We start from the raw sequence: 23,026 nt of genomic DNA, 5'->3' as shown, positions 1-23,026 counted from the left end.
TCATGTATAAGCTGAAAAGAATACTGGCTAGCAGCATCAAGTATGCGGCGCTACTACTAGGTGCGTTCATTGCACTGCTGCCGATTGTCGTAATTTTGTTTGCATCTTTGAAGACGAAGACTGAATATGCGGCAACCAGTCCTCTGACTCCCCCCGTGAACTGGCTGAATTGGGCTAACTATACCAAAGCCTTTATTAACGGAAATATGCTGACCGGATTTGTGAACACAGCTTTTATCCTGTTGATTTCGATCATCGGAGCCACGTTAACGGGTTCCATGATCGCGTATATTTTGAACCGTTTTAAATTTAAGGGCAAAAGTCTTATGCTAGGTGCGTTCCTGCTCGCGACCCTCATTCCGGGGGTAACGACACAGGTATCAACATTCCAGATTATTAACAAGCTGGAGCTGTTTAACACGCCTTGGGCGGCGATCTTGCTGTATTTGGGAACGGATATTATTGCGGTGTATATTTTTCTGCAATTTCTGGATTCCATTGCGGTGGCGCTGGATGAATCGGCCATGCTAGATGGGGCCTCCTATCTGACGATCTACTGGCGGATTATCTTGCCCCTGCTGAAGCCTGCCATTGTGACGGTGATCATTATCAAGGGCGTTAATATTTACAACGACTTTTACACCCCGTTCCTGTATATGCCCAAAACAAGCCTTCAGGTCATATCGACGGCGCTGTTCAAGTTTAAAGGCCCCTATGGATCACAATGGGAAGTCATTAGCGCGGGCATTATCATTGCCATTATTCCGACGTTGATTGCCTTTTTATCCTTACAAAAATATATCTATAACGGATTCGCTCAGGGTTCGGTGAAATAGAATAACGACGAAATAAAAAAAGATGAGATCAAGTATCTCGGTGAGAGGAGAATATACGTATGAATAAATTGAATGTGGATTTGGGAGTAAATAGCGTGCGAATCGTGGGAGAGAGTCTGCCGAAAATGCCGTGGCAGGATAAGCCTGAGGGCAGTGAGGCTCCGGTATGGAGACATACTGAGAATCCGGTCATTGGGCGGAATCCGGTGCCGGGCATTGCCCGTATTTTCAACAGTGCAGTAGCTCCGTATGAGGGACGGTTTGTAGGGGTATTCCGGGCTGAAACAATTAACGGACGTCCGCATTTGCATCTAGGCTGGAGTGACGACGGGTTGGCTTGGGACATTGAGACAGAACGGTTGCATTTGGTTGATGAGGAAGGGAACGATTACCAACCTAATTATGCTTACGATCCGCGTCTGGTCCGCGTGGAGGATACGTATTATATCATCTGGTGTACAGATTTTTACGGTGCAGCGTTGGGGATAGCCCAAACAAAGGATTTTAAAAGTTTTGTACGATTGGAAAATCCATTCTTGCCGTTTAATCGTAATGGTGTGCTGTTGCCCCGCAAGCTAAACGGAAACTTTATGTTGCTATCCCGTCCGAGTGACAGTGGACATACACCGTTTGGCGACATTTTTCTGAGTGAAAGTCCTGACTTGGTCTATTGGGGCAAGCACCGTCATGTCATGAGTAAGGGCGGACAGGGCTGGTGGCAATCGGTAAAAATTGGCGGCGGACCGGCACCGATTGAGACGACCGAGGGCTGGCTGATGTTCTACCACGGGGTGACAGGCACGTGCAATGGGCTGGTATACAGCATGGGGGTAGCCGTTCTTGATCTGGATGATCCATCTAAGGTTAAATATCGTTCCTCCAACTTCGTGCTGACCCCGGAGGAATGGTACGAGGAGCGGGGCTTTGTGCCGAATGTGGTGTTCCCGTGTGCTACGCTGCATGATGCGGACACTGGAAGAATCGCAATTTATTATGGAGCCGCTGATACGTATGTAGGTATCGCATACACGACAGTATCCGACATTATGAAGTATGTCATCGCAACGGATGAAGTGGTCGGAGACGACCGTGAGTCGGGCCGGATGTAGCATGTAGGAGGGAACGTGAATGCCGGAGGATATGTCTTTACAGCAATTGCAGTCGTACATGGGGAGCAGCCCAAAGCCACCGGATTTTGACGCATACTGGGAACGGGCGCTACTGGAGCTGGAGCAGCAGCCACTGAAATATACACTGGAGCCTGCTGATTTTGTCTCTCCGCTGGTGGAGTGTTACCATCTATATTTTACCGGAGTGGGCGGAGCAAAGATTCATGGGAAGCTGGCTCGTCCCAAGCATCTTACGGAACAAGGTCCAGCTTTGGCCATGTTTCATGGATATTCCTGCGACAGTGGTGATTGGTTCGACAAGGTAAGCTACGCGGCACACGGATTCACCGTGCTGGCTATGGATTGCCGGGGGCAAGGAGGGCTGTCCGAGGACAATTTGCAGGTTCAAGGAACGACGGTGCGCGGCCATATCATTCGAGGGATTGACGACCCGGACCCGGATCGGTTGTATTACCGCAATGTATTTTTGGATACGGTACAGGCGGTGCGCATTCTAATGTCTATGGAGCAGGTCGACCCTGAACGGATCGGGGCATTTGGCTGCTCTCAGGGAGGGGCCTTAACGGTTGCTTGCGCTGCATTGGAGCCACGTGTCCGTATGGCAGTTCCGGTATATCCGTTCCTATCGGACTATAAAAGAGCCTGGGCGCTGGATGCCACTACATCCGCATATGAAGAACTGGTTTATTATTTTCGTTGGTTTGATCCGAACCATGTGCGCGAGGAGGAGCTCTTTCACCGACTAGGCTACATCGATATTCAACATTTGGCAGACCGTATTCGTAGTCGTGTGTTGTTTGTGACAGGGCTGTCGGATATCATTTGTCCACCCTCCACGCAGTTTGCGGTGTACAATAAAATCGTATCAGACAAGGAAATACTCCTGTATCACGAATACGGTCATGAGTATCTACCTTATCTGTCGGATCGTGCCATGATTGAATTTTTGCGGCTGTAGGGGGTTGAACTTAGCCACAGGCTCCTTTATAGTAATAGCTATAACCTTCGTGAATGCGTAATAAATGAATGCCCCATTTGTATAACCTCAATAATATGGTTTGAGGGTCTCTACCAGGAACCGATAAATCCTGATTACAAAAAGTGTACGTCTTGTACATTTCTTGTGGTCAGGATTTTTTTGCGTAATACGAGGGAATTTACATGACAGCAAAGGAGCTAATGTAATGAACTTCAAAGTAGTTATTTTAACGATTGCGACCTTTACGGTGGGGTTGGTGGAGCTGATTATCGGTGGCGTGCTGCCCCAAATTGCACAGGATTTGAATGTCTCCGTAAGTACGGCAGGACAGCTTATCATGATCTATGCGCTCGTGTACGCTATTGCTGGGCCAACTTTGTTGGCGTTGACCGCCAAAATCGAACGAAAACGACTGTACCTGTGGTCGATGTTTATCTTTATTCTGGGAAGTCTGCTGGCCTTCTGGAGTCCGAATTATGCAGTCTTGTTTGTATCCCGTATCATTACCGCTGCAAGCGGGTCGCTGATCGTGACATTGTCACTGACCATTGCAGTCAAAGTGGTGTCCAAGGCTTATCAGGCCCGTGTCCTCGGTGTCATCTCCATGGGGGTTAGCTCCTCCATCGTGCTTGGTATTCCAGCCGGGGTGCTGATTGGAAATGCGTTTGGCTGGCGGGTGCTTTTCCTGATTATTGCCTTGTTGACGGTCGTTGCTATGATCGTTATCAACTTGTTTATGGAACGGATTCCGACGGAACATGTTGTGCCTATGCGTGATCAATTGAAATCCTTAAAAAATGTTAAAGTCATCAGTGCTCATCTGGTGACCACGCTGACACTGGCGGGCCACTACACGCTATATGCGTATTTCACTCCGTTTTTAGAAAATATGATGGGTTTAAATGCTTCGTGGGTTAGTGTGGCCTATTTTGTCTTTGGGCTGGCGGCAGTGAGCGGTGGTTTTATTGGCGGTTCTTTGGCAGATCGGTTCGGGACAGCGAAAAGTATTCTAGTCGTCGTAGGCGTGTTTATCTCCGTGATGTTCCTGCTGCCACTCTCAATCCACTCGGTTTATGTATTTGCGCCACTATTGATCATCTGGGGCATACTGAGTTGGGCCTTGTCGCCCCCGATGCAAAGCTATCTTATTGAAAATGCACCCGAATCGGGTAGTATTCAGCAAAGCTTTAATTTCTCCGCACTCCAGGTCGGGATCGCTCTGGGTTCTGCCCTGGGAGGCGTAGTAATTGAGAATAGTGAATCTGTTGCTACGAACGCTTGGGTGGGTGGGGCATTTGTGATTGTTGCTTTTGTCTGCGGCGTATTTTCCATTACCAGAGCCGGGACATCGCAGGCTGTCAGAGGGCACCACTCTGTTTCATAGTTCGCTGGACCATCGCCCTCTTTTATAATACGAGCAAACATGTTATACTACACACAATTATGAAGAAGGAGGTGAGGTAGGTGAATCACGAGATGCTGAACAACCGTATTAGCCAGCTGCCGATTGCTATGGCTGGCATTGTTCATGCTTTTCCATACAACGGGAGAAGTCTGTCCAATTTTAATCATATGGTTGTAAACATCGCAAGAAGACGCCTACCTTAACTCGAACGGATTGCTGTATCTTCCGAAGAGTCGCGGGGTTGCTCCTGCGGCTCTTTTTGTGTTGCCCGGGTAAGGGTCTTCCTAAATAAAGGAGAGCCTGAACATGTATATAGTTAACGGTCAACAATTGAAAAAATACCACGCTGCCAATCTAATTTTGGATGGTGCATCGTTTGATATCCATACGGGAGAAAAGGTGGGACTTATTGGCCGCAACGGAAGCGGTAAAACCACCCTATTACGCCTAATCGCACGCTTGTCCCGCCCGGATGAAGGGCAGCTCGTCATCGCCAAGGATACGAAGATCGGCTATTTACCGCAAATTCCGGCGGAGTTTGAGAGCTTCACCGTGTACGAAACGCTGGCTTACGCCTATCGTGAGCTGAAGGATTGCCGCAATCAGATGAGCACACTGGAACGGGAAATGTCAGATCCGATTGTGGTAGCGGATACGGGTCTTCTGGAGAAGCTGCTGCAATCGTATGCTTCCCTACAGGAACGGTTTGAGCGCAACGGCGGCTATGAAATGGATGCAAATATTGATCAGGTAGCGGATGGTCTGCGTATTCCCAAAGGAATGTATACGCGCAGCTTCGGCTCGCTGTCTGGTGGAGAGAAAACAAAAATAGCGCTGGCATCACAGCTCATCGGACGACCGGATTTGCTGCTGCTGGATGAGCCGACCAACCATCTGGATTTGAAAGGGCTGGAATGGCTGGAGCATTTTTTGCAGGGCTACACAGGCGCGTGTGTGGTTGTGTCCCATGATCGTTATTTTCTGGATCGGGTCGCCGTTAAAATGATTGAGCTTGAGGATGGCGAGGCGTTTACGTATTATACGAACTACAGCGGCTACGTTAAGGAAAAGGAAGAACGATTGCTACTGCAATTTGAAGATTATAAGGAACAGCAAAAGCGAATCAAAAAGATGAAAGAGGCCATTCGGCGTTTTGAAGAGTGGGGTCGCAACGGCGATAACGAAAAGTTTTTCAAAAAAGCAGCCTCCATTCGTAAAGCACTGGAGCGTATGGAGCTGGTGAAACGACCTGTACTGGACCCACAGGGGGCAGAATTTCACTTAAAGCTGGAGGATCGTTCCGGTCGCCGAGTGCTACAGTTTGAAGATATTGTTAAAGCTTATGGAGAGCGTCAGATATTAAGCGGGGCAACGGGCAGCCTGGAATTCGGTGAAAAGGTAGCCTTGTTGGGCGATAACGGCGCAGGTAAAACGACGCTGCTCAAGCTGTTGCTTGGTCAGGAAAGCGTAGATGCAGGCACGGTCCAATGGGGTGCGCGCGTGGAGTATGGATATTTGGCGCAGCAAGAGAGAGAGCGGAATAGCCGGGCGACTGTGCTTGCTTACTTCAAGGAGGAAGCAGGGCTGGAAGAAGGTGAAGCACGCGGATTGCTAGCGAAGTATTTATTTTACGGTGCTGATGTGTTTAAACCCGTGAGCATGCTGTCCGGTGGCGAATGGTCCCGCTTGCGGCTGGCGTTGCTGGTCATGAAAAAGCCAAATTTGTTGGTGCTGGATGAGCCGACGAACCACCTGGACATTGACTCACGCGAGGCGCTGGAAGAAGCGCTGGACACCTACACGGGAACGGTGCTGGCGATTTCGCATGACCGCTACTTTGTGAACAAGCTGGCAGGGCGCGTGTGGGAGCTGGAGGCTGGAAAGCTGACCTTTTATCTAGGTAGCTTTGATGAGTACCGAGCGAAGAAGCGTGAGCTGGAGAACGCTCGTTTACAGAGCGACGGAGATGCCGGGGTACGCTCGGCATCTGCAGGTAGAGCCGCATCGGGTGGCGGCTCAGGCTCGGGCACAGCTGCACATTCTAGCGCAGCGAGCAATGGCGCGGGGACGGCTGCGCGGGCAGGAGCGACCAGCGGAGCCGATGCGAGCCGTGCTCGCTCCGGGTCGGCTGGTCGCTTGGGGGCACCCGATGCCCGGGGTGGGGCACGCGGAGCGAAGGCCGCGAAGCCAACCCGCTCGCCCGCTGTGTCCAGCGAGCGCTTGGAGCGAGCGATTGCCGCCAAAGAAGCAGAATTGGCGGTAGCGGATGCCGAGCTGGAACTGCTCGGCACAAGCGACGACACGATCCACATGGTGGAGCTGTGGGACGCGCGTGAGCGACTGCAAGCCGAGCTGGACACGTTGCTCGGCGAGTGGGTTGAGCTGGAGTAGGTGACAGACCGGTTGCTGGAATGGCAACGGTATATTTACTATAGAGGGTAGTCCTGAGGTAGAACGTTTACTGAAGGGCTACCTTTTTTACAGTGTAAAGAAAGACAAAGATATCATACAAAAATTAATGACCATTAATTAAGATAAATGGTATTGATATATTATTGTTATTATATTTTACATATAAAGAGAGTTGTTTGCATTTCGCAACATGTGATACTTTTTAAATGAATAAATAATATGAGTCATTGTTAAAAGAAGTTTATGTTATCCATCATGATCTTACATATCAAATGCACGCGTTGGGACTATGTTGTGATTTGTTATGGATGGAGGGAATTGTATGTCGGACTTCTTACTGGAGGTCAGTCAGGTAACGAAAAAAATGGGGAAAAGGCATTTGTTAGACCGTGTTTCCTTTAAGCTTCAGAAAGGGAAGATATATGGATTCATCGGACCTAATGGAGCTGGCAAAACCACAATGATGCGAATCATGACCGGATTAATGCAGCCAACCAGCGGCTCTGTAAAGATAGCTTCATATGATGTACAGACGGATCGGGAAAAGGCGTTGTCCAAGGTGGGGGCTATTATTGAATCTCCAGTCTTTTTTGATTATATGACAGGCAGACAGGTTTTGCGCAATTTGTCGCGGTTACACTCTAAGATTGCGCCCTCAGATCGGGAGATACATATTGAAGAGTTGCTTACAAAGGTGAGGCTGGAAACACGGGGAGATGACAAGGTGAAAACCTACTCGCTGGGAATGAAGCAAAGGCTAGGTATTGCGCAGTCCATGCTGGGTGCTCCAGAACTTTTGTTGCTGGATGAACCGTCCAATGGACTTGATCCTATGGGAATGCGGGAGCTGAGAGATATTGTGCTTCAACTACGTGATTCAGCGAATTATGCCTTTTTTATCTCCAGTCATCTGTTGGATGAACTGCAACAGATGTGTGACGAACTCATTGTTATCAAAGAGGGCAGGCTAGTTTGGCAGGGGCCTGCTGATCAACTCGTGGAGGACGGTCAACGGCTAGAGGATGCTTTTATGGGATTGATGGGACTATGAAATCATTAATATACAGTGAGTTCGAGCGATTATGGAGACGAAAGTGGTTCTGGCTCATGGCGTTATGTACGCCGATCCTAGCCTGTTCAACAGGAGTATATTTCTTGCGCACGAGGAAGATTCCTGTAGAGGTATTATCTTTAAACTTTGTCGTTACTGGTCTGCGTGAGAATTTGTTTTTAGTATGCAACATAGCTGTAGCTGCTTTAGCTGCTGCTGTATACACAGAGGAATTTCGAAGCGGGCAACTGCGTTTGTTATTTGTGCGCCGATTTACCCGCGGGCAGATTTTCTGGAGTAAGTTACTGGTTTTGAATGCGTCTATCTTGTTTCTTCTCATTGCATTTGCAGTATCCTCGCAGGTGATCGTCGAAGTATGGACTCTGTCATATGATATAAGTGATGCGGGGCTGTCTGGATCTCAAGGACTGCAGATGCTTGAATACTATGGTTGGGCACTTGCCTCATTATTAGCAATAAGCTCCTTCTATTGTTTTATCGCGATGTACAGCAAAAGTGTAACGTATGCCATCGGTGTTTGTATGGTATACAATCTGGGCTCTCTGTTGTTTGATTCATTGTATTTAAAACTGGCCTCTTTTGTTTCTCATATCCCATACCTGCACAATGTGATCGCATTTATGATTGTTCCGTATATGCAGCATACAGGATTAGACAGGTCCTTAAAGGGGAATTTGTCTGTGAATGGGGCGATTATTACCGTTGTTAGTCTATATCTTATCTTGTTTACTTGGGGCGCATACCGCCGTTTTGTGACCGATGATTATCTGTATTAGGGGGATTTCCTCATGCTAGCAATCTGGCAAAGTGAAATGGAACGGATTTGGAATCGCAAATCCACTCTTTTATTATATATAGCCTATATATTCCTCGTGGTTGCAATTATATGGAGCCATAAAGTAACGGGTACGAAGGTCTTACGTTTTGGTGAAGGAACTGTGGTCGTAAATAATCTGAACCTGCCGTGGCTGATGATGAGTGAGGTTGCTTTATTTCTAATTACAGCAATCCTGCCCATTCTGTACGTGGATCAGTTAAGCGGCGATCTCTATTCTGGAGCGTATAGGCTATATATGCTACGACCGTATCGACGTTTTCAGTTTTGGCTTGCCAAGTTGCTCGCACTATCGGCCTCAACGGTCATTTTTATGGGAACAAGTTTGCTTATAGGTGTTTTCGCTGGATGGCTGTTTTTCCCGCACAGCTCTACTTTTTTTAAATATGGTTCATCTATTGCCTCTTCCCCCTCAGACGCCGTAATCTACATACTTTCGTTTTATTTGGTATTAATGCTGGTTTGCTTGGTAAAGCTCATGTTGAGTAGCGCTGTATGTTTATTTATGTCACGGCCGCTATTTGCTTATATAGTGATTCTTATCCTATCTGTATTTCTCTTCGACTTGTTTAGGCCACTCATTATGTTAATGGACCCATTTCAGCAAATAATGCTTGCTTTAAGAGTAGAGGGTTCCTTTAATTTTTGGATGTGTGCAGGAGGGTTGATTCTGATAAGTATCATGATTAGTTTTACACGATGGCAAAAAAAGATTATTTAGAAATAAGACTATGTAACCTGAACATCATAAAGTAAAAGAAAGATCCAATCGACCGCTTGAGGTCGATTGGATCTTTTTTTAACATTCAGTCCCCCAGAGCCGATTTTATTGTTGTAATGCTTGAAATCCGTTGTATCGTTTCTTTTCCATAAGGGACGGGTATTAATTGTTTAGTCCTGCATAGATTGACATAGGGGAAAAGGAGGTATGAGCATGTGGAGTTGGGCCAAAAAGCTGTCTACACTGGCGGCGATCCTTTTGTTGGCTGTTTTTGTGAGCGCATGCAACAAGGGCGATGATTCAGGTAAGGTGAAAATTGAATTCTTTCAAAACAAGCCGGAGGCCAAGGGTTCATTCGATAAGCTAATCTCTCAATTCAATCAGGAACATCCCGGTATTGAAGTGACACAGGTCAACCCGCCAGAGGCAGAGACCGTGTTATTGACACGGGTTGTCAAAAACGATGTACCTGACATTGTGGGGCTTGGGGCTACCGATACCTACTCCATTTTGGCGCAGAGCGGTATTTTTACGGATCTGGCGAATACAGAATTGCCACGTACGGTGGACCCGATTTACCTCAAGATGCTTAAGGATGTGACCGGGGTCGATCCCGTGTATGGAATTCCTTATGCTGCGAATGCGAATGGTGTGATGTATAACAAAACGCTTTTTAAAGAAATGGGATTACAGGTGCCCAAAACATGGGATGAGCTGATTGCAACAGCGCAAAAGATCAAGGCTGCTGGCAAAATTCCTTTCTATTTTACATATAAAGATGATTGGCAAACGAACCTCCCTTTTAATGCACTGGGTCCGAATCTGGTGGGTATTGATTTTTTCCTGCAACGGCGTGAAAATCAAGTCACCTTTCAGGACAAGTATCGCGAGGTTGCTGAAAAGCAGCTGGAGCTATTGAAATACGGGCATAATGATAATTTTGGCAAAAACTATGCCGACGGCAATCGTGCCTTCGCTAACGGGCAGGGATTGATGTACATTCAGGGCTCGTGGGCCATTTCTGAGATTCGCAAAGCCAACCCGAAAGTGGAGCTTGGTTTTTTCCCGTTACCCACAGGAAATGACGCAAAGGCGGTCAAACTGGTGTCCGGGATAGATACGCTATTAGCCGTATCGGAGAGCACTCCGCATAAAAAGGAGGCCGAGGAGTTCATTGCCTTTTTGTTGAAGCCAGAGAATAGCAAGCAATACATTACAGAGCAAACGCTGTTTTCGGCGGTGAAGGGAGTCACGCAGGATGATCCAAGTGTGGCGGAGTTGTTGCCGTATTTTAAATCGGGTCGAGTCATTGATTTTGCCGATCACTATATTCCCAAAGCGGTCCAATTGAATTCGATTGTACAGGCCTTCCTGCAAAACAGAGATATCGACGCTTATCTAGCCAAGCTGGACCGAGAATGGGATAAGGTAGCTAACCGCCGATAAGAGAGGAGGAGGAGACATGAATAAGCGACTAACGACTTTTTACTGGATGACGGTGCCGGCGGTGCTTTTGTTTTTTTTATTTTTGACCTTGCCTGCCTTGCAGGGATTTTATTATTCACTCACGAACTGGAACGGCTTTGGTCATCAGTATCACTTTGTCGGGTTTAAGAACTATATTAATTTGTTTCAGGACGACAATGTGGGGAACGCATACTGGTTTACTTTCAAATTTGCGATTGTGGTTACCATTGCGACTAATATCCTCAGTTTGCTGATTGCAATGGGGCTAAACGCTAAAATACTGTTTAGCAACTTTTTCCGCGGTATTTATTTTCTGCCTAATATTTTGAGCGTGCTGATCGTGGGTTACATATTCAATTACTTGTTCTCGAACGTGTTTACAATTTGGGGGCAAAATTTAGGTATTACCTCATTGTCGACGAACATTTTGGGCAGCGAACAACTGGCTTGGGTGGGGGTTGTCATCGTAGCTGTATGGCAGGGGATTGCCTTTAATACGATTCTCTATCTGGCTGGGCTGCAAACCATTCCGACAAGTCTGTATGAGGCGTCCAATTTGGACGGTGCGGGTAAATGGCGCGAATTCTGGAGCATTACCTTTCCATTAATTGCCCCGTTTTTTACGATCAATATGGTATTGGCGATGAAAAATTCCTTGATGGTGTTCGATCAGATCGTGGCTTTGACGAATGGCGGGCCGGGACGGGCCACTCAGTCGATATCCCACCTGATATACACCGGGGGCTTCAGAGGCGGAGAATTTGCTTATCAGTCGGCTAACTCTGTTATTTACTTTATTGTGATCGCGATCATTTCCATCTTACAGCTGCGATTCCTCCAGAGAAGGGAGATGGATAACTGATGAAAACAAGCAGACGTACGAACTGGCCTGTACTGCTTCTGGTAGCATTGGGGACAATATTTATTCTGTTTCCTCTCTATATGACGGTGACGATAGCCCTTAAAAATCCCGAGCAGATGGCACATTCTGCCTTTGCCTTTCCGACCGAACTGCATTGGGAAAATTTTAGTCGTGCAGTGGAAATGACCAATTTCTTCAGCGCTTTTCAGAACAGTGTGATGGTCACGACATCGACGGTCATACTCACTTTGCTAACCAATTCGATGGTCGCTTATGCGATTGCCCGTAATATGCAGCGACGCTTTTTTAAGGGATTATATTTTTATTTTGTGAGCGCCATGTTTATACCGTTCCCCATCATCATGTTGCCGATTGTAAAACTGGCCTCGGGCCTTCATATGACTAATCTGTTGGGTCTCATTGTGCTGCATACGGTGTATGGTTTGGCGTTTAATGTCTTCGTGTATGTCGGTTATATTCGCTCCATACCGGTGGCATTGGAAGAGGCAGCTACGGTAGATGGTGCGACGACATGGGGGACATTTTGGCGCATTATATTCCCGCTGATGGCGCCGATTAGTGCTACGGTGGGGATTCTCACTTGTCTGTCCACCTATAACGACTTCCTGCTGCCGCTCATTATTATTAGCGATGCGGAGCAGTATACGCTACCGCTCGTCCAGTATGTATTTCAGGGGCAGTTCAATACCGACTTTAATTTGGCCTTTGCCTCGTATCTGATGGCCTTGCTGCCGATGATTATCGTCTATCTGATTGCACAAAAATGGATTATCAATGGCGTTACACAAGGTTCTGTGAAGTAGGGCGGGAGTCAATCGGTTTAGGCAGACTGTGCCTTACTAGGAACATAAAAAGGGGTTCGCTATACCACGGTTCACACAGGTATAGAGGACCCTCTTTTTATAGCATTGCTATTTAGATGCTTCGCTGTTGCTTGTCAGAGGCTGCAAGGATACGCTTGTCTCTGCTTCCGGGTCGTCCGTTGTATAGTAGAACATATAAATAGAAGCTTCCTTCCCTTTGAAGTTCTTGTAGACATCCACTGCCTTGTTATTGCCGTCTCCGGCGAAATTGACTGTGATCGGCTTGCCAATGATCCGTTCTTTACCCAGGCCAATATGCGTCTGGTTAATCCCTCCAAAGTGGGTGTCCTCGCTTTCGGTTTCTACGAATAAGTCTGATCCCTGTTTGTAGTAGGTCCACTTCACAGGATAGCCACCGATTGGCGTCGTTAGCGTCTGCTTTTGCTCAGAAATATCGGTTAAACGCTGTGGTGTTTTATCATCCGAATGGGTCGTAACCTTGTATTTGCCTGCAAAAGTAATAGGAGTGTCCTGGGTAATCACAAGATCGGACGGTCGTTCAAAACGGATTGTATTCAGATCGTGTTCCTGATCAGGTGAAGACCAGCGACTACCTTCTAACGTTGTGCCGTTCACAGAAAGAAAGTATTTTTGATAAGGTAACATGGCGAATTTCTTCTCGCTTCTGATTGTGACACGGATTTGTGTAGGTGTGACAATCATTTGTTCCAGCATGAAATTCGGATTACCGTTTTCCAGTGGAATATGCAGTACGCTTTTCATTGTCCCGCTCTCCATTTCCTTTTTACTTAGCTGCAAGTCAAAGTTTATGGGTTCATCTATATTTTTCTCAGTTTGCGCATATTGCAGTTTGAAAGTAGTCTGCCCTTTTGCTATATCCCCTTTAGTAAAATACTGTTGTGCCGTATATTCCCCGTTCTCTCCGGGTGTGCCAAAAGCCCCTCCAGGCTGCGACATTACAGGCTCGCCGCCTTTGTAAGCAACGATTTGCGGATTATCCCATCTCTTGGGTATCGACGAATCGAAGGTAATTGCCGAGGACAGCATCAGCTTATCCTTACCTTGTTCGAATACCTGTACCTTCATATCTTGTAAGCCGTTACGATCCAGCTTGAACGTCTGCATCTGAGGCGAGGTGATGTCGAGCGGCAAATCCAGTTCCTGCATGCTGGTGAGCTCAATATGATCTACAGTCAGCCGCACGTTCTCTACTTCTTGCTGCGGTGTCCAATCGCTTTCAAAGTAGCCGTTATAGCGTTGGTTTTTCTCGTCCCATTGCTGAAAGCTATATTCCCCTTCACTGCTTTTGCCCGCAGCACTTTTTAGCGATATGCCTTTGACATTCCAAAACTCGTTGTCTGCGCGTTTTCCGACCTCCAGGCTGTACAGAATCACGGTCCGGTTCTCATCAACTATAGCGGTATGCAACGTCAGCTTCATACCGTCTTTGGTGACAGACTGTTCTAACGGTTGTCCTAGGTTTTGAGCTAATGCCGTCTCGATCCCACTTCTTCCGTGCAGCAGATCGCCCCAATTATAATGGATGGCGGCATAGACGGGAACGGCAACGAGAAGCGCACTCAGAGAGGCGGCGATAGCTATTTTGCGCCAATTTCTATGTCGGTGCGGAGTGAATGAATCGAAAGTGTCGGTTAGCGTAGGGGCAGTATGCCCTGTCTGTTCCATCCGGTTCCACATCTCATCGAAGTCAGGATAGGCCATTTCCGAATCATTATTTAACTTGCGCTTCAATGCCTTTTCTACGTTGTTCATAGTTCTCTCCTTCCATCTCGGGAATTTCTACACCTGCATCCCGCAGTATTTGCTCCAATAACTTTAGCCCTTTATGAGTCCTCGATTTGACGGTTCCCAGCGGAATTTCCAGCAGTTTTGATATTTCTGCCAGTGTGAAATCATGCATATAGCGGAGGGTCAGCACAGCGCGGATTTTGGCTGGAAGGCGATTCATATAAACGATCCATTCTTCTGTCGATTCGCGTTCTTCCACCAGCTTGTCTACAGGCTTACCTTCCGCCCCGCTAAATAAATAGGGATTAGCCGATACTTTCAAATGCAGGCTTTTCCGGCGTTTAAGGTAATTCAGACAATGATTGACCGTAATTTTCATAATCCAGGCTTTTAGTTGTTCGATCTGTTCACGATTGCTGCGAAACAGGGTGATAAACACTTCCTGCGTTAAATCCTCTGCATCCGATGCGTTATGTACCATGTAGTAGCAGGTTCGGTATACATCTCGTTGATACAAATCAAACAACTCTCGATTACTCTCCAATGATGTGCTCTCCTTTCTTGTGCAGTTTATCTATATAACAACTGAGGCCCTCATAAGGTTCATTTGGTTGCGAAAAGTAAACCGTCTGATTCGATATATTTTGTTTTTCTTCAAATGTATCACACGAAAAAAGAAGCCTGTAAATCTCAAAAGTTCAGATTTACAAGCTTCTTATGTTTTGCAAAGCTAGACTCTACGGAATGAATATTTCCTCACGCAAAACCAGGTTAACAGATAGATTGCCGATATCTTTCTGCTTAGTCAGCCAGTCGTACAAGCGTTCTTCCTTGCGAGCGGGCTGCAAGGATGTCTTCGAGCGCGCTGGGCAGGTCGGCCAATCCGACTTCGCGCTCAACGAGCTGCTCTAGCTGTTCCGGCTTCCATTCGCTGCCAAGTCGCTTCCAGATCGCTACACGGGTGTCGTATGGGCAGAAGACAGAGTCTATGCCCAGCAGACTTACGCCGCGCAAAATAAACGGCAGCACCGTCGTAGGCAGCTTGGTTCCTGCCGTCAGGCCGCTCACGGCAACGGAGCCGTTGTAGGCGATCTGGCTGAGCAGCGAAGCGAGCGGCTTTCCGCCTACAGGATCAACAGCCGCTTGCCAAAGCTGCTTGCTCAGCGGGCGGATGCTCTCCGCGCCGTCGTAGACCTCCTCGCGAGAAATAACCTCGGCTGCTCCGAGCGCCTTGAGGTAATCATGCGCATCGGCCTTGCCACTGCTGGCTACGACATGATAGCCTCTCTTGTTCAGCAAGGCAATAGCTGCCCCGCCTACGCCGCCCGTCGCTCCGGTGACAAGTACCTTCCCCTGCTCCGGAGTAACGCCGTTTTGCTCCAGCCGATATAACGACAGGGCCGCGGTGAATCCGGCTGTCCCGAAAATCATCGCCTCTCTCGGCGTGAGTCCGTCTGGAAGTGGAACCACCCAGTCCGCAGGCACGCGTGCATATTGGCTGAATCCTCCGAATTGAGACACACCCAGCCCGTATCCGGTAACGAGCACCGCTTGTCCTTCGCTAAAGCGGCTATCCTCCGAAGAGACGACGGTTCCTGAGCAATCTATGCCTGGTACGAACGGATAGGATTTGACGATATTGCCATCCTTGCGGGCAGCAAGCCCATCTTTATAGTTGATGCTGGAATAAGCGACACGAATCAATACTTCTCCAGCAGGTAAACTGCTAGCTTCCAGAGAACGCACCTCTGCTTGAACTTCACCGTCCTGCGTCTGATCGACGACAAGGGCTTGAAATGATTGAGTCATCTGTAAAAGCCTCCTTTATTACCTTTTAACCCTATGAATGTCCTATATATTCCCTCTTTAATTCGTGAATTATGCTTAGGAAGCGTACAACAATTTTCACAACCTGTCAGCCGCAATGCTCACAGGCTCGTATTCTATTATACTCTTTAGCTCATAATTGCGTCGATAAGCCCAGATTTGCCGGTATATTCTTGTAATATCCTGTTTCAATAAAGTTCGATAATCAATTATAAAGAGGGTGATAAATGAATTCTTACGCATTTTGCAAATCATTTTACGTAAACGGGATGTATTTTCAGAATGACTATGCTAACATACCTTTTGATCGTTAAATAAATCTATGAAGAAAGGTGAATGAATGACAACCAGAGCACTAAAAAATGGTTCGGTATTGTCCGAAGCCAAGGAACTGAATTTGTTCCGTTTGACATGGCCTATTTTCCTTGAATTATTCCTGTTTATGTTAATGGGAAGCGTCGATACATTCATGCTCAGCTCTGTATCTGATAATGCAGTGTCGGGTGTGGGCGCGTCCAATCAAATTATTTCAATCGCTATCCTTGTACTGGAGGTTATCGGCAACGGCGCTGCTATCGTCGTAGCTCAATATATCGGTTCTAAGAAACTAGTCGAAGCGGCCCAGGTTACAGGTACGGCCATTACGTTGAATTTGATGGTAGGTCTTTTGCTAAGCGTAATTTTTCTTGTGTTTGGTACGCATATGTTGCAATGGTTGAATGTCCAGGGGGACATTCTTACGTATGCGGAATCCTATATGAGCATCGTCGGGGGGGCTATTTTCCTTCAGGCATTGATTAACGCGCTGGCGGCGACCATTCGTACGCACGGTTTTACCAAAGAAACGATGTATGTATCGGTTTTTATGAACGTGATCCACGTGGTCGGCAACTATGTTTTGATTTTGGGGCATTGGGGAATGCCAGCACTCGGTGTAGAAGGTGCTGCTATTTCTACAGTAGGTAGCCGCTTTATTTGTCTCTTGATCTTCTTCTGGCTGATGTACCGGGTCACTGAGGTTCGTGTCGAGTGGAAATATTACGTTCACTTGTCCAAAAAGTTTATCTCTAAAATATTGCGTATTGGTGTACCATCCGCGCTGGAGTCTATCATGTATCAGTCGTGTCAGCTCATATTCACACTGTATGTGACCTATCTGGGCGCAGAAGCGATGGCGACACGTCAATATGCCAATAATATTTCGAGCTATATTTATTTGTTCAGTATGGCCGTCGGTATGGGAACGGCTATCGTAGTGGGAAGGCTCGTGGGAGCCAGAGAGAAGGATACGGCTTATAAACGTGTATTGAACAGTGTGAAATGGGCGCTACTCGTGACTGTGATTATTGATGCGGTGGTTATCTTTTTCCGTGTACCTTTGCTCGGTTTATTTACAGAGAACCCTGAAATCATTCGTTTGGGAGCGCAAGTCATTTTACTTAGCATTCTGCTAGAAACTGGCCGGACGACGAATATCGTCATTATTAACTCGTTGCGTGCTGCTGGAGATGCCAAGTTCCCGGTTTTTATGGGACTAATCTCTATGGTCTGTATGAGCTTGCCGCTGGGTTATCTGCTGGTGTTCAAGCTGGATATGGGGCTCGCCGGTGTGTGGCTGGCGATTGCTGCTGATGAATGGACTCGTGCTGTCATCATGTATGCCCGCTGGAAAAGCCGGTTATGGGAAAAGCATGCGCTGATCGAGCACGATACACCAGATCAGTCTGCAACGCCTGTTCCAGCACACTGATCCGAGTAGTATTTAGGGCCAACTGGAACCTAGCTTTTCGATAGAGTTGTATACGTGGAGGCAGTTCAAGAGAACATCTTGAACTGCCTCTTTTGCTGCCGGGAGAACCATCCTTTTATACAGTGGCACGATAGGCAATTTTGAAGTTCAACTTATATCATAATGGCTTTCATAAATAGAAGTCTGGTAAATTTACTAAAAAAAAGATATACTTTTGTTGCACTAACGCAGTACATGAAAGACAAGGAGTGTACCGATGAAGAAGCCGACGATTGAAGATGTTGCCCAGAAGGCAGGAGTGTCTAAAAGCACTGTCTCGCAATTTCTGAACAAACGATATAAATATATGAGCGACCAGACAAGGGACCGGATTGCCGAAGTTATTCAAGAGCTGAATTATCAGCCTAACGGGCTGGCCCGCAGCTTGAAGCAGAACCGGACATTTATGGTGGGAGTCATTGTAGCCAACATTGATTATACGCTGTCGATCCAGTCTATCCGTGCGATTGAGGAGGAATTGCAGCTTTTCGGCATTCAGGTGATCATTTGCAACGCCGATGAAAACCCCGACAAGGAAGGCCAGTATATTGAGATGCTCAAGGCCCGTCAAGTGGACGGCTTAATTATCTTCCCGACAGGCAAGCATGCAGACATTTACAACCAGCTCATTCGTGAAAAGTATCCATTGGTGTTTTTGGACCGCTTGGTGGACGGTGTCAATACACGTAGCCTGCTGTTGGATAACGAAATGGCGATTAAGCTGGCGATTCAGGAACTTGTGGCTCACAAGCATGAGCGAATTGCGCTGATTACCTTGCCCCTTGGCTTGAATCGGATTACTCCACGAGTGGAGCGGCTCAGCGGATACAAGAAGGCATTGGAAGAGCATGGCATGCCATTTCGAGAAGAATATATGCACAGCGTGCCGAGAGAAGAAATCCAGCAGACGCTGAAGGAGCTTTTCCAACTGCCTGAGCCGCCGACTGCGCTGTTGGCCGGGAATGATATCGTGTTGGCTGAGGTGTTGAAGTATGTGAATGCCCGCCGTATACGCATTCCGGCAGAGCTGTCCATTATCGGAATTGACGATGCGGAGTTTGCCCATATTTACAATCCGCCGATTACGACCATTACGCAACCGATTGCGGATATGGGGAAGCAGGCGGCAAAAACGCTGCTGTCCAGTATTGAGGAAGGCGGCGAATCGGTTCCGATTATTTACCGATTTGTGCCGGATATCAATCGGGGAGAATCCGTCAAAACGCTGTAGACGAGCATCATGTCTTATATTATAAAATAGCCCGTATTCCTTTGTACGACCTGAGTATGCATATGCTGCTCAGGTCACACAAATGCGAATACGGGCTATTGGAAGTTAAGCCGACTTTGGATGCGGCCTTTGTTGAGCTTGCGCTCATAGTAGTGAAGGTTACGCGGGGGATGATCCCGGACTAATTTGTGCTGGCGCTGAGCAAAAAAGATTCCAGTTCGGCTCGCGTCGGATAGCCATCCATGTCTCCGGCTGACATGACAGCCAGCGCACCAAGTGCATTACCGCGTTTGACTGCCTCTGCCAGGGGCAAGCCTTCCAGTAGCGCGCTGATAACACCTGCGGCAAATCCGTCACCCGCACCGACGGTATCCACGACATGATCTACGCGGAAGCGTTTGACATATCCCTCAGCATCTGCGGATTTGTAATATGCGCCTTCGGTTCCCAGCTTGATGATGACCAGTGAGGTACCACGGTCAAGGTAGAACGAAGCAATATCCTCGGGCGAAGTATAGCCCGTCAATATTTTACCTTCATGAATCCCCGGTAGAAGCCAGTCGCATCCCTCAGATGCTTCGTTAATCGCCTCCACCATCGTTTGTGTGTCAGGCCATAATTTGGGTCTTAGGTTAGGGTCGAAGGATACAGTTTTGCCTGCCTTCTTCATGAATTGCCGCGCATGTCGTGCGAATTCGCGGCATTCAGCGGAGAGGGCAACGGAAATACCTGTAAAATGCAGATGGCGAGCCCCGGCAAAGTAAGCTTCGTTAAAATCAGCGATGCTCAGTGTGGAAGCGGCGGAATGCTTGCGGAAGTATTCCACCTCGGGGTCCCCACTTATAACTTTGGATTTAATCAGCATCCCGGTAGAGTGGTCTTTGGTAAACATGACATTCTGGGTGTCGATTCCTTCCTGACGTAGCGCATCGGCAATGAACTTGCCGAACGTATCCTCGCCGAGTTTGGTTACGAGTCCGGCTCGTAGCCCCAAACGCGACAAACCTGCCGAAACATTCGTCTCTGCCCCGGCCAACGCTTTGGTGAATGAACGCACCTCATCCAGAGAGCCTGCTTCATTGGCGTAAAACATGGCCATCGGTTCTCCGAAGGTAACAGCATCCAATGTTGCGGTCATTTGAATTCCTCCTTGTGTTTAGTAAACTTAATCTGTAAGCGCATGCACCAACTGAATAAATTGAAATTATCACATAAATCGGTTTTTCACAATGATGAAGTTGATATATTTGCTAAAAACTTTTTGGGTAATATAGATAAAAAAATGTGGTTTTGTTTATCAAAAGGTAAAAAACGTGTGAAACTTCGTGTGTATTAAGGGTTTTTCTAGGAAAATCGAAGTTTTAGGTTGACACCCCCTTAGATAATTATTACAATTCTAGCTAAGAAGTAGAGTTAGAAACCGCTTTTATAACAATTCCGTTGATAAAAAAGTTTATCTAAACAGGAGGAATGTTTTTATGGAAATGCGTTATTCAACTCATCCCGAACATGCCAAACATTTTACGACTGAAGAGTTGCGTCAGCACTATCTAATCCAGGAACTGTTTGTACCTGAGGAGGTAAAGCTGGTCTATACGCATGAAGATCGTGTCATTATCGGGGGCATTTATCCCGTGAATAAATCTGTTGCACTGGAAGGTAACGATCAAATCAAAGCGGAAACTTTCCTGGAGCGCCGCGAACTGGGCATTTTTAATGTTGGGGGTAGCGGTACGGTCAAGGTGGACGGTGAAACTTACGAGCTGGCCACAAAAGACTGTCTCTACGTAGGTAAAGGTGGCAAGGAGTTGATCTTTGAAAGCGATTCCAGTGGAAAGCCTGCGAAATTTTATATCGTTTCGGCCCTGGCTCATACCACGTATCCGACGACGAAACAGTCTTTTGCCGATGTACCGTCTGAAAGTCTGGGTTCGCAGGAAACAGCTAACAACCGTACGTTGCGTCGCTTTATCCATGATGAAGGCATTCAAAGTTGCCAATTGGTTATGGGGATGACGACGTTGGAAAACGGCAGTGTATGGAACTCTATGCCGACACATGTTCATGACCGTCGGATGGAAGTATATTTCTACTTTGAACTGGATGAGAACGCAAGAATGTTCCACCTGATGGGTGAACCGAACGAAACGCGACATCTGGTGATGAAGAATGATGAAGCCGTTATTTCTCCGCCTTGGTCTATCCACTGTGGTGCGGCTACGGGCAGCTATACCTTCATTTGGGGCATGGCCGGTGAAAATAAAACATACAAAGACATGGATCAGGTTGCCATGAGCGAGTTGCGTTAATCCGATTAGTGTATTGGAGCGTAAACCTGCAAGCGGCTGAGGTACATGGTCATCCCATTCGTGGAAAGGATCAGGAACATGACGAAAAAGAAAGTTTTGGAACATATCACTTCGGTAGGTGTCGTCGCAGTCATTCGGGGAAACACAGCGGAGGAAGCGTATCTCATGTCTAAAGCCTGCATTGAAGGCGGCTTGGATAATATTGAGCTTACATTTACGACGCCGGATGCGGATCAGGTCATTCGAAGATTGAAAGACGAATTTAAGGATCGGGCAGTGATTGGTGCAGGAACGGTACTAGAGTCACTGACGGCGAGAATTGCTATTCTGGCCGGAGCAGAGTTTGTCGTGAGTCCTTCTTTTGAAGAAGAAACAGCGAAGCTATGCAATTTGTACGCGATTCCTTATATGCCTGGCTGTATGACGCTGAATGAGATCAAGGAAGCCATGAAATTGGGTAGCGATGTCGTGAAGTTGTTCCCAGGCAGTGCAATGGGGGCGGACTTTGTGAAGGCCGTCAGAGGTCCAATGCCTCATGTGCAGATTATGCCAACGGGTGGCGTTGATCTGGACAATATGGAAACCTGGCTGCGTAACGGATGTGTAGCCGTGGGAATTGGGGGTAATTTGACGGCTCCAGCCAAGGAAGGTCGCTACGACTTGATCACAGAAAATGCAGCACGTTATGTAGCTAAATATAAAGAAGTACGCGCAGCGCTGTAGGCTTCAGGAAATATAGGTTTTTATACTAATTTGTGATGGAGGCGTAGACATGGGTCTGGACCATTTTTCATTGGATTTTTTCAGTCTAAAAGGTAAAACGGCGATTGTAACAGGAGGCAACACTGGTTTGGGTCAAGGGTATTCCGTAGCTTTGGCCAAAGCGGGTGCAGACCTGTTCATTGTAGCTAACAATGATGAGTATGAAGAAACAAGACGTTTGCTGGAGCCAACGGGTGTGAAGGTTGCCTTTTATCAGGCAGATCTGACAGAGAAAGAATCCATTAAAAAAATTGTAGAAGAATGCGTCAATGAATTCGGTAAAATTGATATCCTTGTAAACAATGCAGGTACGATTCGTCGCGCCCCTCTGCTGGAGTATAAAGATGAGGATTGGGACGCTGTCATGGAGATTAACCTGAATGCCGTATATCATCTGAGCCAGGAAGTGGCAAAGGTGATGGTAGAGCAAAAAAGCGGGAAGATTATCAATGTCGCTTCTATGCTTGCTTTTCAGGGCGGCAAATTCGTTCCGCCGTATACAGCGAGCAAGCATGCGGTAGCTGGTTTGACCAAGGCATTTGCGAACGAGCTGGCAGTTCATAACGTTCAGATTAATGCGATTGCGCCGGGTTATATTGCTACGGCAAATACAGCTCCAATCCGTGCGGATGAAAATCGCAATCAAGAAATCCTGTCGCGTATTCCTGCGGGTCGTTGGGGCGATCCGTCTGATTTGATGGGAGTTGTGGTTTTCCTCGCCAGTCAGGGTTCCGACTATATGAACGGTCATATCTTGGCGGTGGACGGCGGCTGGCTGGTACGTTAAGCAGCGCT

General features: G+C 47.3%; 21 protein-coding genes and 1 riboswitch. Of the genes, 17 read left to right on the top strand and 4 right to left on the bottom strand.

Features of this window, described 5'->3' with window-relative positions:
- Positions 1–2: 2 nt before the first annotated feature.
- The 12 genes from MKY16_RS23735 (at position 3) to MKY16_RS23680 (ending at position 12,543) form a co-directional block, all read left to right on the top strand.
- Positions 3–836: a carbohydrate ABC transporter permease gene (locus MKY16_RS23735; protein WP_023990883.1), complete on the top strand. Its 834-nt coding sequence runs from the start codon at positions 3–5 to the stop codon at positions 834–836.
- 59 nt (positions 837–895) lie between these two features.
- Positions 896–1,945, top strand: a complete 1,050-nt coding sequence (locus MKY16_RS23730; protein WP_340957290.1) for a glycoside hydrolase family 130 protein — start codon at positions 896–898, stop codon at positions 1,943–1,945.
- A gap of 19 nt (positions 1,946–1,964) precedes the next feature.
- Complete coding sequence (locus MKY16_RS23725; RefSeq protein ID WP_340957289.1) at positions 1,965–2,924, top strand: acetylxylan esterase; 960 nt, start codon at positions 1,965–1,967, stop codon at positions 2,922–2,924.
- Between the two features lie 57 nt (positions 2,925–2,981).
- Positions 2,982–3,081: riboswitch (purine riboswitch) on the top strand.
- A 69-nt stretch (positions 3,082–3,150) separates the two neighbouring features.
- On the top strand, positions 3,151–4,329 hold the full coding sequence (locus MKY16_RS23720; protein WP_340933607.1) for an MFS transporter: 1,179 nt from the start codon (positions 3,151–3,153) through the stop codon (positions 4,327–4,329).
- Positions 4,330–4,409: 80 nt separating this feature from the next.
- Positions 4,410–4,553, top strand: a complete 144-nt coding sequence (locus MKY16_RS23715; protein WP_165145821.1) for an RAxF-45 family protein — start codon at positions 4,410–4,412, stop codon at positions 4,551–4,553.
- A gap of 103 nt (positions 4,554–4,656) precedes the next feature.
- Entirely contained in the window at positions 4,657–6,741 is a 2,085-nt protein-coding gene (gene abc-f / locus MKY16_RS23710) for a ribosomal protection-like ABC-F family protein (protein ID WP_340957288.1), read from the top strand.
- Between the two features lie 343 nt (positions 6,742–7,084).
- Positions 7,085–7,813: an ABC transporter ATP-binding protein gene (locus tag MKY16_RS23705; RefSeq protein WP_340957286.1), complete on the top strand. Its 729-nt coding sequence runs from the start codon at positions 7,085–7,087 to the stop codon at positions 7,811–7,813.
- Positions 7,810–8,610 (top strand): ABC transporter permease, encoded by an 801-nt coding sequence (locus MKY16_RS23700; RefSeq protein ID WP_340957284.1) that lies wholly within the window; start codon positions 7,810–7,812, stop codon positions 8,608–8,610. Before MKY16_RS23705 ends, MKY16_RS23700 begins: the two co-directional genes overlap by 4 nt.
- Before the next feature lie 12 nt (positions 8,611–8,622).
- Entirely contained in the window at positions 8,623–9,390 is a 768-nt protein-coding gene (locus tag MKY16_RS23695; RefSeq protein WP_340957282.1) for an ABC transporter permease, read from the top strand.
- A gap of 213 nt (positions 9,391–9,603) precedes the next feature.
- Complete coding sequence (locus MKY16_RS23690) at positions 9,604–10,836, top strand: ABC transporter substrate-binding protein (protein ID WP_340957280.1); 1,233 nt, start codon at positions 9,604–9,606, stop codon at positions 10,834–10,836.
- A 16-nt stretch (positions 10,837–10,852) separates the two neighbouring features.
- A complete protein-coding gene (locus tag MKY16_RS23685; RefSeq protein WP_340957278.1) occupies positions 10,853–11,719 on the top strand; it encodes a carbohydrate ABC transporter permease in 867 nt (288 codons plus the stop codon).
- Positions 11,719–12,543: a carbohydrate ABC transporter permease gene (locus MKY16_RS23680; RefSeq protein ID WP_340957276.1), complete on the top strand. Its 825-nt coding sequence runs from the start codon at positions 11,719–11,721 to the stop codon at positions 12,541–12,543. The genes MKY16_RS23685 and MKY16_RS23680 overlap by 1 nt, the downstream gene beginning before the upstream one ends.
- Before the next feature lie 108 nt (positions 12,544–12,651).
- On the opposite strand, the gene MKY16_RS23675 is transcribed toward MKY16_RS23680, so the two are convergent.
- From MKY16_RS23675 to MKY16_RS23665, 3 genes are all read right to left on the bottom strand, one after another.
- Positions 12,652–14,337, bottom strand: coding sequence for a DUF4179 domain-containing protein (locus MKY16_RS23675; protein ID WP_340957274.1), 1,686 nt, complete (start codon positions 14,335–14,337; stop codon positions 12,652–12,654).
- On the bottom strand, positions 14,297–14,857 hold the full coding sequence (locus MKY16_RS23670) for an RNA polymerase sigma factor (protein ID WP_029518671.1): 561 nt from the start codon (positions 14,855–14,857) through the stop codon (positions 14,297–14,299). The genes MKY16_RS23675 and MKY16_RS23670 overlap by 41 nt, the downstream gene beginning before the upstream one ends.
- 257 nt (positions 14,858–15,114) lie before the next feature.
- Entirely contained in the window at positions 15,115–16,122 is a 1,008-nt protein-coding gene (locus MKY16_RS23665) for an acrylyl-CoA reductase family protein (protein ID WP_165145886.1), read from the bottom strand.
- Between the two features lie 358 nt (positions 16,123–16,480).
- On the opposite strand from MKY16_RS23665, the gene MKY16_RS23660 reads away from it, so the two are divergent.
- Both MKY16_RS23660 and MKY16_RS23655 read left to right on the top strand, forming a co-directional pair.
- Entirely contained in the window at positions 16,481–17,890 is a 1,410-nt protein-coding gene (locus MKY16_RS23660; RefSeq protein ID WP_029518669.1) for an MATE family efflux transporter, read from the top strand.
- A gap of 256 nt (positions 17,891–18,146) precedes the next feature.
- Positions 18,147–19,160 (top strand): LacI family DNA-binding transcriptional regulator, encoded by a 1,014-nt coding sequence (locus tag MKY16_RS23655; protein ID WP_029518668.1) that lies wholly within the window; start codon positions 18,147–18,149, stop codon positions 19,158–19,160.
- A gap of 181 nt (positions 19,161–19,341) precedes the next feature.
- Here MKY16_RS23655 and MKY16_RS23650 read toward each other — a convergent pair whose 3' ends face one another.
- Positions 19,342–20,298 (bottom strand): sugar kinase, encoded by a 957-nt coding sequence (locus MKY16_RS23650; protein ID WP_039271772.1) that lies wholly within the window; start codon positions 20,296–20,298, stop codon positions 19,342–19,344.
- 340 nt (positions 20,299–20,638) lie between these two features.
- Here MKY16_RS23650 and kduI point away from each other — a divergent pair, with 340 nt between their 5' ends.
- From kduI to kduD, 3 genes are all read left to right on the top strand, one after another.
- Entirely contained in the window at positions 20,639–21,469 is an 831-nt protein-coding gene (gene kduI, locus MKY16_RS23645) for a 5-dehydro-4-deoxy-D-glucuronate isomerase (RefSeq protein WP_029518666.1), read from the top strand.
- Between the two features lie 78 nt (positions 21,470–21,547).
- Complete coding sequence (locus MKY16_RS23640) at positions 21,548–22,192, top strand: bifunctional 2-keto-4-hydroxyglutarate aldolase/2-keto-3-deoxy-6-phosphogluconate aldolase (RefSeq protein ID WP_029518665.1); 645 nt, start codon at positions 21,548–21,550, stop codon at positions 22,190–22,192.
- Positions 22,193–22,241: 49 nt separating this feature from the next.
- A complete protein-coding gene (gene kduD / locus MKY16_RS23635; protein ID WP_069010990.1) occupies positions 22,242–23,018 on the top strand; it encodes a 2-dehydro-3-deoxy-D-gluconate 5-dehydrogenase KduD in 777 nt (258 codons plus the stop codon).
- Positions 23,019–23,026 lie beyond the last annotated feature (8 nt).

Source organism: Paenibacillus sp. FSL L8-0641 (assembly GCF_038006265.1).
GTDB classification, from domain to species: domain Bacteria; phylum Bacillota; class Bacilli; order Paenibacillales; family Paenibacillaceae; genus Paenibacillus; species Paenibacillus polymyxa_D.
The sequence above is the reverse complement of the archived record's forward strand: the minus strand, read 5'-3'. Positions and strand labels throughout refer to the sequence as shown.

Excerpts from the sequence above, each read along its gene's own strand:
- MKY16_RS23660 (WP_029518669.1), top strand. The coding sequence starts at position 16,481 with ATGACAACCAGAGCACTAAAAAATGGTTCGGTATTGTCCGAAGCCAAG.
- MKY16_RS23680 (WP_340957276.1), top strand. The coding sequence starts at position 11,719 with ATGAAAACAAGCAGACGTACGAACTGGCCTGTACTGCTTCTGGTAGCA.
- kduI (WP_029518666.1), top strand. The coding sequence starts at position 20,639 with ATGGAAATGCGTTATTCAACTCATCCCGAACATGCCAAACATTTTACG.
- kduD (WP_069010990.1), top strand. The coding sequence starts at position 22,242 with ATGGGTCTGGACCATTTTTCATTGGATTTTTTCAGTCTAAAAGGTAAA.
- MKY16_RS23705 (WP_340957286.1), top strand. The coding sequence starts at position 7,085 with ATGTCGGACTTCTTACTGGAGGTCAGTCAGGTAACGAAAAAAATGGGG.
- MKY16_RS23735 (WP_023990883.1), top strand. The coding sequence starts at position 3 with ATGTATAAGCTGAAAAGAATACTGGCTAGCAGCATCAAGTATGCGGCG.
- MKY16_RS23730 (WP_340957290.1), top strand. The coding sequence starts at position 896 with ATGAATAAATTGAATGTGGATTTGGGAGTAAATAGCGTGCGAATCGTG.
- MKY16_RS23725 (WP_340957289.1), top strand. The coding sequence starts at position 1,965 with ATGCCGGAGGATATGTCTTTACAGCAATTGCAGTCGTACATGGGGAGC.
- MKY16_RS23655 (WP_029518668.1), top strand. The coding sequence starts at position 18,147 with ATGAAGAAGCCGACGATTGAAGATGTTGCCCAGAAGGCAGGAGTGTCT.
- MKY16_RS23675 (WP_340957274.1), bottom strand. The coding sequence starts at position 14,337 with ATGAACAACGTAGAAAAGGCATTGAAGCGCAAGTTAAATAATGATTCG.
- MKY16_RS23650 (WP_039271772.1), bottom strand. The coding sequence starts at position 20,298 with ATGACCGCAACATTGGATGCTGTTACCTTCGGAGAACCGATGGCCATG.
- MKY16_RS23695 (WP_340957282.1), top strand. The coding sequence starts at position 8,623 with ATGCTAGCAATCTGGCAAAGTGAAATGGAACGGATTTGGAATCGCAAA.
- MKY16_RS23720 (WP_340933607.1), top strand. The coding sequence starts at position 3,151 with ATGAACTTCAAAGTAGTTATTTTAACGATTGCGACCTTTACGGTGGGG.
- MKY16_RS23700 (WP_340957284.1), top strand. The coding sequence starts at position 7,810 with ATGAAATCATTAATATACAGTGAGTTCGAGCGATTATGGAGACGAAAG.
- MKY16_RS23640 (WP_029518665.1), top strand. The coding sequence starts at position 21,548 with ATGACGAAAAAGAAAGTTTTGGAACATATCACTTCGGTAGGTGTCGTC.
- MKY16_RS23665 (WP_165145886.1), bottom strand. The coding sequence starts at position 16,122 with ATGACTCAATCATTTCAAGCCCTTGTCGTCGATCAGACGCAGGACGGT.
- abc-f (WP_340957288.1), top strand. The coding sequence starts at position 4,657 with ATGTATATAGTTAACGGTCAACAATTGAAAAAATACCACGCTGCCAAT.
- MKY16_RS23685 (WP_340957278.1), top strand. The coding sequence starts at position 10,853 with ATGAATAAGCGACTAACGACTTTTTACTGGATGACGGTGCCGGCGGTG.
- MKY16_RS23690 (WP_340957280.1), top strand. The coding sequence starts at position 9,604 with ATGTGGAGTTGGGCCAAAAAGCTGTCTACACTGGCGGCGATCCTTTTG.